Origin of the sequence: Rhodococcus sp. 24CO (assembly GCF_050586165.1) — a bacterium.
Taxonomy (GTDB): Bacteria; Actinomycetota; Actinomycetes; order Mycobacteriales; family Mycobacteriaceae; genus Rhodococcus_F.
The window spans coordinates 318,511-332,499 of record NZ_JAZFNF010000004.1; the positions used below are offsets into that span (position 1 = coordinate 318,511).

At 59.4% G+C, this 13,989-nt stretch carries 9 protein-coding genes; 4 read left to right on the forward strand and 5 right to left on the reverse strand.

What is annotated here, in order from left to right; all coding sequences use genetic code 11:
• Positions 1-5 precede the first annotated feature (5 nt).
• The 3 genes from mfd (at position 6) to V2B23_RS11670 (ending at position 6,274) form a co-directional block, all read left to right on the forward strand.
• On the forward strand, positions 6-3,632 hold the full coding sequence (gene mfd / locus V2B23_RS11660) for a transcription-repair coupling factor (RefSeq protein ID WP_430950483.1): 3,627 nt from the start codon (positions 6-8) through the stop codon (positions 3,630-3,632).
• Positions 3,633-3,639: 7 nt separating this feature from the next.
• Positions 3,640-4,461 carry a MazG family protein gene (locus V2B23_RS11665; RefSeq protein WP_430950484.1) on the forward strand — a complete coding sequence of 274 codons (822 nt, stop codon included), beginning with the start codon at positions 3,640-3,642 and terminating at the stop codon, positions 4,459-4,461.
• A 331-nt stretch (positions 4,462-4,792) separates the two neighbouring features.
• Positions 4,793-6,274 (forward strand): sugar transferase, encoded by a 1,482-nt coding sequence (locus V2B23_RS11670; protein ID WP_430950485.1) that lies wholly within the window; start codon positions 4,793-4,795, stop codon positions 6,272-6,274.
• 7 nt (positions 6,275-6,281) lie between these two features.
• Here the strand turns inward: V2B23_RS11670 and V2B23_RS11675 are convergent, their stop codons facing one another.
• Positions 6,282-6,842 (reverse strand): YdcF family protein, encoded by a 561-nt coding sequence (locus V2B23_RS11675; RefSeq protein WP_430950486.1) that lies wholly within the window; start codon positions 6,840-6,842, stop codon positions 6,282-6,284.
• A 308-nt stretch (positions 6,843-7,150) separates the two neighbouring features.
• Between V2B23_RS11675 and V2B23_RS11680 the strand changes: the two genes are divergently transcribed.
• Positions 7,151-8,896: a hypothetical protein gene (locus tag V2B23_RS11680; protein WP_430950487.1), complete on the forward strand. Its 1,746-nt coding sequence runs from the start codon at positions 7,151-7,153 to the stop codon at positions 8,894-8,896.
• Between the two features lie 17 nt (positions 8,897-8,913).
• Here V2B23_RS11680 and V2B23_RS11685 read toward each other — a convergent pair whose 3' ends face one another.
• The 4 genes from V2B23_RS11685 to V2B23_RS11700 all read right to left on the reverse strand — a co-directional run bounded on the left by V2B23_RS11685 (position 8,914) and on the right by V2B23_RS11700 (position 13,981).
• Positions 8,914-10,074 (reverse strand): cellulase family glycosylhydrolase, encoded by a 1,161-nt coding sequence (locus V2B23_RS11685; RefSeq protein WP_430950488.1) that lies wholly within the window; start codon positions 10,072-10,074, stop codon positions 8,914-8,916.
• A 160-nt stretch (positions 10,075-10,234) separates the two neighbouring features.
• Positions 10,235-11,320 (reverse strand): GH39 family glycosyl hydrolase, encoded by a 1,086-nt coding sequence (locus V2B23_RS11690; protein ID WP_092807053.1) that lies wholly within the window; start codon positions 11,318-11,320, stop codon positions 10,235-10,237.
• Complete coding sequence (locus V2B23_RS11695) at positions 11,313-12,395, reverse strand: glycosyltransferase family 4 protein (protein WP_092807054.1); 1,083 nt, start codon at positions 12,393-12,395, stop codon at positions 11,313-11,315. The genes V2B23_RS11690 and V2B23_RS11695 overlap by 8 nt, the downstream gene beginning before the upstream one ends.
• Positions 12,392-13,981, reverse strand: a complete 1,590-nt coding sequence (locus V2B23_RS11700; RefSeq protein ID WP_092807353.1) for a flippase — start codon at positions 13,979-13,981, stop codon at positions 12,392-12,394. The genes V2B23_RS11695 and V2B23_RS11700 overlap by 4 nt, the downstream gene beginning before the upstream one ends.
• Positions 13,982-13,989 lie beyond the last annotated feature (8 nt).

A 13,989-nucleotide genomic window follows, 5' to 3' on the forward strand; every position in this document is an offset into this window, starting at 1 on the left:
ATTCGTTGACTGCCTTGCCCGCTGCCCAGACTTCGCTTGCCGGCCTTGCCGAGGCCGCGCTCGCAGACGCGGCCTTCGCCTCGGTGACCGAGGCGATCGGTAGAGCCACCCTCGACATCGTTGCGCCGAAACCGGCGAGGCCCTTCATCGCGGCCGCGCTTGCATCGCGAACGCCAGTGCTGCTGGTGACCGCAACAGGGCGTGAAGCCGACGATCTGACGGCCGAACTCACCGAGATGATCGGCGGATCGGTTGCACAGTTCCCGTCGTGGGAAACGTTGCCTCACGAGCGGCTCTCTCCCAGCGCGGACACCGTCGGGCGGCGTATCGAGGTTCTTCGGCGCCTCGCTCGTCCGGACGATTCCTCGTACGGTGCACCGCTGCGGGTTGTAGTCACGACCGTGCGCTCTCTGGTTCAGCCGATGGCCCCCGGGCTGGGTGAGATCGAGCCGATCACACTGCGCGTCGGCACCGAGATCGACTTCGAGTCGGTTCTGGTCCGGCTGGTGGAAATGGCGTACACGCGCGTCGACATGGTCGGCAAGCGCGGCGAGTTCGCAGTGCGGGGCGGCATTCTCGACCTTTTCTCACCCACCGCGGATCACCCTGTTCGCATCGAGTTCTGGGGCGACGAAGTTTCGGAACTGCGCTACTTCTCCGTTGCCGATCAGCGTTCGCTACCGGATATCGACGTCGACCTCGTGATCGCGCCGCCGTGTCGTGAATTGTTATTGACCCAAGATGTTCGGGATCGGGCTGCGGCGATTGCCGCAGAGAACCAGGCCGACGCCTCCCTGGTGGAAATGCTGGACAAAATCTCGGCAGGTATTCCGGTCGAAGGCATGGAGGCGCTGCTTCCGGTGCTGAAACCTGGTGAATTGCAATTGCTTTCCGATGTTCTTCCCGCCGGAACCCACATCCTGCTCTGTGACCCGGAGAAAGTGCGCACCCGTGCAACGGATTTGGTTCGCACCGGGCAGGAGTTCCTGGAAGCGTCGTGGACTGCGGCGTCCATCGGCGGCGCGGCACCACTCGACACCTCCATCCTCGCCGGTGGCGATTCAGGGCTAGGCGCTTCCGCCTACCGGTCGCTGCGTCAGGTGCGAGAATCCGCAGAAGCGGGTGGGCGTCCGTGGTGGACCGTCAGCCCGCTGGCATCGGGGAGTGGTGAGGAACTCGAACTCCCGATTCAGCCCGCGCCGCAGGTGCGTGGGTCGGACGATCTTCTTGCCGAGCTATTCGTCAGTCTCCGTGCGCACGTGACCACGGGTGGGCGCGCGGCCGTGGTTGTTGCCGGTGCAGGCACGGCAAAACGCGTCCTCGAACGACTCGGTGAGGCCGAGGTTCCGGCCACGATGGCTGAGCCAGGAGCGGTCCCGGCACGCGGTCAGGTCTCGGTATTGCGTGGATCGTTGCACGACGGTCTGGTTCTGCACGGGGACGGCGACGTTCCCGGAATGGTTGTCGTCACAGAGTCCGACCTCACCGGCAATCGAGTTGCAGCCGTCGGCGACGGTAAGCGGTTGCCGGCCAAGCGTCGCAACCAGGTGGATCCGCTTGCACTTGCCGCGGGCGACATGGTTGTTCACGACCAGCACGGTATCGGCCGATTTGTCGAGATGGTGGAGCGCACCATCGGCGGGGCACGGCGCGAGTACCTGGTCATCGAATACGCTGCGAGCAAGCGAGGCCATCCGGGGGACCGGTTGTTCGTGCCGATGGAATCGCTCGATCAGCTCTCCCGCTACGTCGGCGGTGAATTGCCCGCGCTGAGCAAGCTCGGTGGATCCGATTGGGCGAACACAAAACGTAAGGCGCGCAAAGCGGTTCGCGAAATCGCGGGCGAACTCGTACAGCTCTATGCCGCGCGGCAGGCAGCCCCCGGCCATGCATTCGGCCCCGACACTCCGTGGCAGAAGGAACTCGAGGACGCCTTTGCGTTCACCGAGACGGTCGATCAGCTGACCGTGATCAGTGAAGTCAAGGGCGACATGGAGAAAGCCGTCCCGATGGACCGCGTCGTGATCGGCGACGTCGGATACGGCAAGACCGAGATCGCTGTGCGAGCCGCCTTCAAAGCGGTACAGGACGGCAAGCAGGTAGCTGTCCTGGTTCCGACAACTCTGCTGGCGCAGCAGCATCTTCAGACGTTCACCGAACGGATGGCGTCGTTCCCGGTGAAGGTCCGCGGATTGTCGCGCTTCACCGACGCCAAGGACTCCAAGGAAATCATCGCTTCCATGGCCGAGGGCGAGATCGACATCGTCATCGGCACACATCGCCTGCTGCAGACCGGGGTTCGGTGGAAGGACCTCGGTTTGGTGATCGTCGACGAGGAACAGAGATTCGGCGTCGAGCACAAGGAACACATCAAATCCTTGCGGACCCACGTCGATGTTCTGACCATGTCGGCAACGCCGATACCTCGTACGCTGGAAATGAGCATGGCCGGCATCCGCGAGATGTCTACCATTCTGACCCCGCCGGAAGAGCGTCATCCGATTCTGACGTACGTCGGGGCCTATGCAGACAAGCAGGTCGCGGCCGCCATCAGGCGTGAGCTCCTGCGCGACGGTCAGGTGTTCTACGTTCACAACCGCGTCAGCTCGATCGACAAGGCTGCCAAGCGAATCCGTGAACTGGTACCAGAGGCGCGGGTTGTGGTCGCCCACGGTCAGATGAACGAGGACACTCTCGAGAAAACGGTTCAGGGATTCTGGGAGAGAGATTTCGACGTCCTGGTGTGTACCACGATCATCGAGACAGGCCTCGATATTTCCAACGCGAATACGTTGATCGTCGAGCGCGCCGATTCACTCGGGCTCTCCCAACTCCACCAGCTGCGCGGTCGTGTCGGACGCAGCCGGGAACGCGGATACGCATACTTCCTGTATCCGCCGGAGAAGCCGTTGACCGAAACGGCATACGACCGCCTTGCCACCATTTCGCAGAATTCCGATCTCGGCGCCGGTATGGCCGTTGCGATGAAGGACCTCGAAATCCGCGGCGCCGGTAACGTCCTCGGCGCCGAACAGTCCGGACACGTTGCCGGCGTCGGGTTCGACCTGTACGTCCGCCTGGTCGGCGAGGCGGTCGAGGCCTACCGCGCTGCCGCTGACGGGCTTCCGATTACGACCGACGAGGGCCCGAAAGAGGTTCGCATCGATCTACCCGTCGATGCACATATTCCGCCGGACTATGTCACCAGCGATCGTCTTCGGCTCGAGGGTTATCGAAAGATTGCTGCCGCAACGGATTCCGAAGGCATCGCTGCCGTCGTCGAAGAACTGGTTGACCGGTACGGCCCGATACCGGAAGAAGTGCGTCGACTCGTGTCGGTGGCGAAGCTGCGGTTGCTGTGCCGCGAGTACCAACTCGAGGAAGTGGCGGTGACCGGTACACAACTCAAGATCTCGCCCATGTCGCTGCCCGATTCCAAGCAGATCAGGCTCAAGCGGATCTATCCGAGCGCGCAGTACCGGGCTACGACAGGCTTGGTGCAGTTGCCACTGCCGCGAACCGGGGGAGTGGGTTCCGATCGCCTGCGCGACGTGGAATTGCTGCAGTACATTGCCGATTTCATCCTGGCGATCGACGGTCGCGCGGCGAGAGCCGTGGTGATGGAGGCATGAGCCGGTCGTGACCGAGATCTCGACGATAGTTCTGCTCGACCCGCTGCGCCCGCACGTTTTTCCGCTCGAGGCACTCTCGTTGTTGTCCGGACCGATCCGGATCGACGACGGTGTGCCGGTGTCGGTTCGGGAGGCGCTTCCGAAGCCGGCAGCGGGTGCCGCAGTGATCGTGATGATGGGCGACGACGCAGCGGTATCCGCACAGGCGGCAGCCGGGGTGCGGATCATCCGGGCCGCACCTGTTCAGGGTGATCGCCTTGTCGAGGCTGCTTCCATCATGGACAGGCTGTGGAGCCGCGGCGGCTGGGAAGCGACTCAGACCCACGAGAGCCTCTCGGTCTACCTTGTGGAGGAGACGTACGAAGTGCTCGACGCCATCCGCAGCGGTGACGAGATCGACCTTCGTGAGGAGCTTGGCGATCTATTGCTGCAGGTTCTCTTCCATTCACGGATCGCACAATCACACAATGTGTTCGAGCTGGACGACGTAGCCACCGCATTGATCGAGAAGTTGATCCACCGAAGTCCACACCTGACGAGTTCGGGGGTGGTCGATATTGCCGAGCAAGAGCGCGCCTGGGATGAGTTGAAAGCTGCCGAGAAGGCTCGGGCTTCGGCGATGGACGGAATCGCCACGTCGCAACCGCCGATCCTCCTGGCCGCGAAGGTTCGGGCGAGGGCGGAGAAAGCGGGAGTGAGTGAGGTCATCGACGAGGAAGAGTTGGAGCGACTCGTTGCGCAATGCAGGCAAGCGGACGCGGCGCTTGCCGGGGCCCTTCACATTCTGATCGGCGCGATTCGCGCGCGCGAGGCCGACTCATCCCGCTGACGCCCAAGTCCGTCCGATTTGAAGTGATTGCCCGGTAATTTGTTGGCAATCACAAAAATAGCTCGAACTCCTATGTGCAGAGAAAACAAACCTAAGGTATGTTTACGTACGGAACGAGCTACCTGTGGTTGTTTTCTCAAGAGGTAGCTGCCTGAGCGGCAGTTATGTTGGGCAAATGATCATCGATTCGTTTCCGCACTGTGAGAGGCCAGGTACGGCAGCCGGCGGGGTGTTGCCGTGCTTGGCTCCAGGGTTGGTTAACGATCAGCGACCACCATTACGGACCTTGATGTAGCCGGCGCCGCCGCATGTAGACGAAAGACTGATGATCATGAGCGTTCATGCTGAGGTGGGGATCGCGCCGACAATACGGCAGGCGGACGCAGAACTGCGGACTGACTGGCGGCGGGCGTACAGGCGAAGGATAGCGATCACAGATACGGTCATCGTCACCTTCGTCATCGCGCTCGCGCAGGTTGGAAGTATGTGGCCCAATCCGATCGAGTGGCTGACACTGCTCAAGGTGGTTGCATCTATTGCTTTGGGCGCGCTGTGGATGACAGTTCTTGCACGCGGACGCAGTCGACATCAAGCGATGCTGGGCGACGGACGCGACGAGTACGAGAGGGTGGTCCTTGCCACCGGCCAGGTTTTCGGATTGGGTGCACTCGCGGGAATTCTTCTCGGGATCGAAATCGCGCGAAGCTATCTGATGATCGCTTTGCCGCTCGGGTTGGTGGCCCTGGTGTTTGGTCGCTACCTGTGGCGCCGCCGCATTCAGGCGAAGCGCTCAGCGGGTCTGTGCCGCAACTCGGTCCTGCTGGTCGGTGGTCACGCGTCCGTGGTTGCTACCACCCGATCCTTCGTTCGAGAGTCTGGAGCCGGGTACGACGTTGTGGGCGTGTGCATTCCACGACGATCGACCGCCCTCGACGACCACATTGTCGTCGACGGCGCACGCGTGCCCGTGCTCGGCAATGAATTCGAAGTAATCGAGGCGATGCGGGCGAGCAATGCCGACACCGTGATCGTTACGGGAACCGAGGACCTCGGTCAAGTCGGAATTCGGAAGTTGATGTGGGACTTGGAATCTGAAGGAATCGACCTCGTTGTCTCGCCAGTTATCGCAGATGTGTCCATGGCCCGCTTGATGATTCGGCCGGTAGCAGGAATCCCACTGATGCATGTGGCGCGTCCACGATACGAAGGTGCGAACGGTTGGGCGTCAGGGGCGTTCGACAAGGCCTTCTCGGTTGCGATGCTTCTGCTTGTTGCTCCGGTGATGGTTGCTGCTGCACTGGCTGTGAAGATCACGTCGAAGGGCACGGTGTTCTACAAGGCCGAACGGATCGGACTGAACGGAAAACCGTTCCCCATGTACAAGTTTCGAACGATGGTTGCGGGTGCCGATCAACAGGTTGTCGATCTGATGGGTGACAACGAGGGCGCCGGCGGAGTGTTGTTCAAAATGCGTGAGGATCCGCGGATCACTCCCGTCGGCAAAATTCTACGTCGGTTGAGTATCGACGAGCTTCCACAGTTCTTCAACGTCATTCGCGGTGAGATGAGTGTGGTCGGCCCGCGTCCGCCATTGCGGCGCGAAGTCGAGATGTACGACGACGAAGTGTCGCGTCGTCTGTTCGTGAAGCCAGGCATCACCGGTCTGTGGCAGGTCAGCGGTCGAAGCGATCTGTCATGGGAGGAATCGGTTCGACTCGATTCTTCGTATGTGGAGAACTGGTCTGTGGTGCAGGATCTTTCGATTATTGCTCGCACGGTTTCAGCAGTAGTCCGGAGTGACGGGGCCTACTAGCCACGACTTACAAAGCTGCGCTGAAACGGGACTCTGCGCACCGGGCTCGCAGATTTTTGAGGTATCCCGCTGTTTGGTAGACGTAATTGAAGGCCCAGGTACCGATGGAGAGGTCGGGACGACTTGCGACCATCAGTAGCTCCCCCGAATAGCACTGGGAAATAATGAATCGGGCGCGCGAAATATGGGGAACAAAGGTCACGGCGATGACAGTTTTCCAACCGTTCAGGCGCGCAAGCCGTTCGATTTCGAATCCTTCCCCTTCGGTTGTCGAGGGGGAAGGCACAAAGCAATCGACCGGAAAATCGAATGATCCGTCACAGATCGATTGCATCTTCTTGTCGTTGGCGCTGTAGGGATTGGAGAAGATAATCCGTGGTGCGTATCCACGTCGCACCAGTTCGAGTCCCACTTCTTCGCGGCCGTCGTGCGCGCCACCGAGTACTACGACGGCGTCGGCAGATTGAGGTTCGTCGACCTTCGGGGACACGTAGAGCGGCCACCCTGCGATGGTTGTCAGGGCGAGCGCGGACACCGAGATGGCTACGATTTTCGAGGCTTTCGACATTTTTCTGATAGCCCGACAATACCTGCATCGATGCACGCGATATTGATGGATGTGAACCACTCGGGTCATATGTCGGATTTACGGCATTGCGGATTGCCCAGGGGCAAAACAGGTCTGGGTCCGTGTCCTCGAGCGGATCAGGCAACCTCGTCGGCGCCGGAAATGTCGAGTATTGCCCTGGTGTCACCGAAAATTCGATGCCTGCTGGGTAACTGGTTACCGTCCTTCGGGTATGTTTGTGGTTGTTCAGCAAACTTGCGGTTTCCTTTGTTGATCTTGAACTGCAGGGCCGAATTGGAGGTTTCGACGTGTCAGATGTCCGGGCTAGGGACGCAGCGATTCGTCGTGAGTTAGGCGTACCACCGACATTCGATCTGGTAGCACACGTTCGGAATCTCTCGCGGGTGATGCTGCCTGCGTTAATAATTGCGTTGATCGCCGGTGGTGCGATGTATTTCGCTCGGGGGAGTGAGTCGCCGGTCTATGAATCGGACATCGTCGCGGAAGTGCAAGCGGGTGCCCAGGTTGTCGTCAGCGATGCAAATCTGGGGCAACTGGTTGCGCCGTATATCGCCTTGTCTTCTGATAGCGCAGTAGTTGCCAGTATTCAAAGTCGGATGGACAACGGCTGGGCGGCATCTGATGTTTCGAGTCACATCGCGGTTACTCCCGGCACTTCGCCGGCACTGGTATTGGTGAAGGCGACTGGATCCAGTCAGGAGGAGGCGGACCGTCTCGCCCGCACCGTAGTCGAGATACTGAGCGATGCGCAGGCTCAACGCAACGCAGAAACTCTTGCACTACGCACCAGAGCATTGACTGACGACATTGCGCGGCTCAACTCACAACTCGCGGCTGCCCGTCAGGAGAGCATCGACAACGACGAGACGCCGATAGCAGATCCGACGACCTCAGCTGATTTGGATGCAAGGCTTGATCAACTGAGGCAACTCCGTGCGTCCGACTCCACAGCGGATCGGTTACAGCTGTTGTCGGCACCGACAGGGACTGGTCTACCGGTAGCCCCGAAACCGTTTGCAGAAGCAGCAGTGGTGTTCCTGGTTGTCCTGATACTGGTGGCAGAAATTCTTGTCGCTTGCCGTGGACGCTTCAGTTCTCGGGTTACCGATGCGTGGGCTCGGCGTGCCTCCAGAAAGTTTGGTGCATCATTGCTCGTACAGCACACATCGGGCGCCGATATTCCGTCGAATGTTGCTCTCACACTGAGTCAGCGTGCGAGCTTGGGCGACGACGTACTCGTGCTGGTGGGGGACGGAGTCGACACCGACTCGTGGCACGTTCCGGAAAACCTGCAATCCCGGATAGCTGTCCACCCCTTGAAATCGGAATGGTGGAGCAAGATCGATTCGAGTGGGACGGAATTCGCCATTGTGCTCGTCTCGGCTCGGAAGGCGGAACAGCAGGACGTCGTCAATGCTCTCAGAGCGCTGGCAGAAGTTGACGTCACACGCTCGCTGGTGCTCGTCGGTCCAGCCGCGCCTGAACCGTTCATCGAACTGATTACGTTGTCACGATTTCGGGGCCGACACGACACATCACCTTCAGTCAGTCCACGGCCTGTGGTGAAGGAATCGGTTGCGACGATATTGGCGGTGCCGGACACCTCGCCTTATGCGCAGACTCCGGCAAGTGGCCCGAAACCAGGGGCGCCGGCGGAGGCTGCATCCCTTGCGACACCTGCGCCTGTGCGCCAAGAACATTCAGTTGATTTGATCAAATCTGCCGATCGCAGTGAGCGTGGGAAGTTGATCGATGCACAGACGGTGACCATCGAACGAAATCGCTTACCTTCGTCTGCCGGCAAGAATGCCCGACCCGCTCGTGCAGAAACGGCAGTACCGCGAACCGATCAGGACGGGGTAAGTGCCCCCGACGGAGTTGAGGCCGCAGCCGAGGGCGACGACATCAACTCCGAGGCACCTACCGAGCGAATTGTATTGGTCACCAAAAAGAACGGTGATACTCGCACTGGGCAGTCCGTGCGGCGCGTGGGCTCACCACGCCATGAGGGTGCGGACAAGCAGCCGGATTGACATAAGGGGTATCGGGATCAGATCTTGGGGGCGCTGCAACCCCCGACTGCCTTCTTGACCGCGTCCAGCGCAGGTTTCGGCGTGTAGTTGATTGTCACCAGACCGAAATTCTGCTCGATGTCTCGGGAATTGGTTCCGCGATCACGCATGCTGTAGATGAATATGCGTTCGATGTAACCGAGTGCCTGCGCCTGCGCAAATCCGTCGGAGATGATGCTGGCTTGTAGTTGCGGAGTGACAGCAGTTGATCCCGATCCGGTAGGAGCGCCGAATTCTGTTGCCCAGACCTTCTTTCCGGTGTCGCCATTCTTCACCATGATGTCGCGCATCAAACGAATCCGGTAGAAAGTATTCCAACTCGAGGTGGATGCGTCGGATGGCAAGGCAGGCCAACTGTACGGGTGGATGGAGAACACATCGAAGTACGATTTAGCTCCGGCGCTGTAGAGGGCGTTCAGATAGGTGACCGGTGATATGTCGGAGCCGTTGTCGACCGCGGGCGCTAATCCGCCGTTGAGGATCTTGGCTCCGGGTTGGACCGCTCGGATACTGGTTGATGCAGCCTTCAGTATCGCTGCGTAGGTGTTGACGTTGGGCTTCGGGCGGAAGAACTGTGTGAGGTTCGGCTCGTTCCAGATCTCCCAAGTGCTGATCCTCGTTGAATAGCGTTGCGCTGCTTGTTGAGCGAACTTGGCAAAAGCCGCGGTGTCAGAAGGGTAACCATGAGTGTCGGTTGCTCCGGCCACACGTGCCCATGCCGGCGTGTAGGTGATGATGCCGACGAGACTCAATCCTTGTAGTCTCGCTCGATCGACAACACGATCAGTCGCTGCCCAATTCTGTTGACCCTTGGTAGGTTCGACGGCAGACCAGTCGATGTCGAAGCGAAGCCATGTCGTGCCTGCGTTCTTCATAGCACTCAACTCGGTGTCCAGATCGGCTTGTGAGAGCCAATTCAGTGGCGCTCCGCCTGCGATACCCAAACCGACAGAACTGCAGGTTGCGGGCGGGGCAGTCGTAGTTGTTGTGACAGGCTTGGGTGCACAGGCGCTTAACGATCCGATCGTCAGTAGCAGTGCACAGACGAGTGGTAATCGAAGTCGACGCACGTCGACCACCTTCCTTCCACGGGAATGCGAAATCGGAGCATCTGACAGAGCGGATAATCCGTATTTCACGGATTGATCCGACGAGCATCAGAATTACACGAATTCTTCCGGTGGTTGGCAGGCGGCAGGTTTTTTCTTCAGTACTTGTGCCTGCTTGTGAAGTCGATGGAAATGCGCCGGTTGGTATTGTCCGTTTTTTGCCGACTGCAGATTAACGTTGCGAAATATTTCAGATACAGCCTCCGGTTTTGTTGGCAGCTATCAGTACGTCCATTGCAGGCTTCGGATTGGAGTTCACGTCCAGAAGCCCGAAATTTTGTTCGCGATCGCTTGTGTCGGAACCGCGGTCCTGGAGGCTGTACACAAATACCTTCGCGATGAATCCCAGTTCGCGAGCCTCGTTCAGTCCGTCCTGGAGAATTTCGGCTTGGACTGCCTCGGTGACGGCATCCGGGCCGTCGCCGGTAGGGGAACCGAATTCCGTTGCCCAGATCGACTTTGTCGTGTCGCCGTTCTCGATCATGGTGTCGCGCATAAGTCTCATTCGATAAAACGCATTCCAGCTTTGTGTCAGCGAATCGGAGGGAAGCGCGGGAAAACTGTACGGATGCATGCCGACGACGTCGAACTGCGGTCCCGCCCCGGCCTCGTACAGGTCGGCGAGAAACGTCGTGGGGCTGATATCGGTGCCGTTGTCCGTCGCCGGTGACAGTCCGCCGGAGACAATTGTCGCATTCGGTTGTGATTCTCTGATCGAGGTACTTGCCGCAGTGAGCAGTTCGGCGTAAGAGGTCACGTCGGGCACCGGATTGTAGAAGGCTCGCAGATTAGGTTCGTTCCAGATTTCCCACGAAGACACAGAATCGGCGTAGCGCTCCGCCGCAAGGCCTGCGAAGTTGGCAAAAGTATTCGGGTCCGCGGGGCGGGTATGGCTGTCGGATTCGGCGACGGAGGTATCACGTGCCCACTCCGGCGTGTAGGTGATCAGGCCGAGCACCTCGAGTCCTGAATCTGTCGCAGTGTCGACCAATCTGTCGGTCCCGGACCAGTCGAAGGTTCCCTGAGTGGATTCGATATACGACCAGTCGAAGTCGAATCTGATCCAATGCGCGCCGGACGATCGAATATCTTCGACCACCTGCTGCATTTCCGATTGGTCCAATGACGTGTAACCGGATCCGAGAGCGATGCCGGTGTTGTCTGTCGGAGGAGCCGTTGCACATGGTTGCCCTAACGCGGGAACTGACGAGTGCACGACAACGCCCATTCCGACGAGAACGATCGCGGCTGCTGATAGTCGAATCAATTTAGTCATGGACGAGTTCCTCGAGTAGTGCCGGAAGATTCTTTTGTATGTCGTACCGGTCGACAACCTTTTCTCGTCCGGCACGTGCGAAAGCGGATCGCGCATTTTCGTCGCCTAAAAGCCTGGTGATTTCTGCGGCCAGGCGAGTCGGGTCGTCGACCGGAACGAGCGAACCGGCGCCACCCGCCAATAACTCGCTGGTTCCACCGTGATCGGTTCCGATGACTGCAATTCCGACGCTCATCGCTTCGAGAACCACCAAGGGGCTGGCTTCAGGCGACGTGCTGGCCGAGATGGCGAGGTCCCAATTCCTCAGTGTGGCCAGTGAATCGACATATCCGAGGAATTTCACGCGCCCCAGCAGATCCGGCTCGTTAGACCGTTGTTGCAGTGCTTCGGCATACGGTTCGTCTCCAGGGAACGGGACGCCGCCGATCTCGAGATGCACATCGGGTGTTCGGGCAACGGCGTCCAGCAGAACGGTATGGCCCTTCCACGGAGTGATGGATCCGATGATTCCCACGATGCGCCCGGCGGGGGACTGAATTTTCGCAGCTTCGGCAGGCACCGCTACGCCGAGTCTCGCGACACTCGTGGGAATGCCGAGTGCGCGTACCGGTATTGCGGTGGGTCCGGACACGGCAACAGCGCGTCGGATCGATGGCCTCGCAATCCGTACGACGATGTTCTGTTTGGTGCTGGACAGAGTGTCGTGGATGAGCCAGGTCGCGCCGCCTCGCACACGGCCGAGCCTGATTGCGGGCAAGGCAAACAGCGAGTTGACAATAACTTTGGCGTTCTCGGCCAGCGCGCGGGCGGCGATGACGCGTCCGGCGATCCGCCAGTTCTTCGCCACTGTGGCGATACCGAGAATTCGACGGACGCCGCCCTCTCCCTTGAGTCCGAGGGCAGGCAGTTCGACAACTTCACAGATACCGGTGACGCGTTCGCGCAGTGGCCCTTTCGGGCAAGCCAATATCACCGTGGACCCGCGGTCTCGTGCAAGTGACATCACTTGGATCATGACGAGTTCGGCTCCGGATACTTCACCGGTATGGCTGACGAAGATCAACGTTCGAGTCATGCGGATTCTCCACCGGGTTTGATGAGTGACAACAGGGGTTTCCCGTCGGAAATCGGGAGTACTACGAAGATCCCGATGACGATGACAGGTGCGACGATGGCGACGATCGGCCACGGAATGTCGAAACGTTCGACACCGAGGGTTCCCGTTACCGCGGCCAATGCGCCCACGACGGACGTTGCGATGAACGGGACTGCCGGAAACAGTTTGCGCGCTGGAAGTGTCCGAAAAATGACCGTCCAAATCGCAACGAACAGAAGTATTTCGGTCAGTACCGTTGCCAGCGCAGCGCCGTTGAACGACAAGCGGGGGATCAGGACGAAGTTGAGAACAACATTGACGCTCAGACCGCCGAGAGCGACCCACGGATACGTCCGATGCCGTCCACTGGCAACCAGCATCATCAGGCCGAGTTGTGTCAACATCGAGAAGCACGCGCCGAGTACCAACAGTCGTGTCGAAGTGGCTGCAACGGTGAATCTCTCGCCGTACAGCAATGAAAGAACCTCTGCCGCTGCCGGCCAGAAAGCAGCAATGGATGCACCCCCGAGGACAGTCAGGACAATGAATGCTTCTCGGCTTCGTTCCCGGAATGCGTCGAGTTTGTCGGGCCAGGACGACACAAGGAGAGTCGTCACGGGCGTGACGATGGTGATCGCGACGATCTGGAGGAGATCCGCGAACTTGTATCCGATGCTGTACAACCCGACAGACTCGAAAGAATCGAGTTGTCCGAGCATGAGTACGTCGACGCGGGAAAGTAGTGTGATGAAAGCAAATCCGATGCTCAGCGGGATTGCTTCGACCAGCATTTCCTTCCATCGCCGAAATTGAGCACGCGACGCCGGGAGCGGACCGGCGATTCCTTGGCGAACACCTCGAATCTTGATTACGGCGGCAACCACTTCGTTGACCACTGCCGGAATTACGAAGACGATCAGGATGGGCTGCCATAGCACCGCCGCGATGGTCGCGATCAGTTGAGCAAGTTGTCCGACTCCTTCGGCGACTGCCACGTACGTCATCTTGAGCCGGCTTTGATACATCACGGACAGTGCGTGGCTCGGCGTCGCGACAACAACGACGAGACCGGCAACGGCTGTCGCTTGAATGACCTCCGTTGGATAACTCAACAACCAGACGTAGCCAACAGCAAGGATGTATCCGAGTAGCCCCAGGGCGACGCGCAGCGAAATAAAGGCTGTGGTGACCAGCGATATTTCCCAAGGATTACTTTCGACCAGTTTCGCAAGGACGACTCGACCGACTCCGAGATCGGTGATGACGGACAACAATCCGAGCAGGCCGAAGATCAACGAGAACTGTCCGAACTGCTCTGGGCTGATGGCGCGAGCGATCAGGACGGAGCCGATCCAGCCCATCGTTGCTACAGCGACCCTGCTCCCCAGCATGATGACGGTGCTGCGGCGGGCTGCGCTCGCGGTCAATTCAGGCGTCGACGGTTCGTGGATCTTGGTTTCTCGTTCGCGCCGTCCCTGTTCGAACGTCTCGAGTGCGGCTCTTTTCAGTTCCGCGAATTCTCGCTGCGATACGTACTCGCTGTCCGTTTCGCGGCGGTTTGTCATGAAGCGCA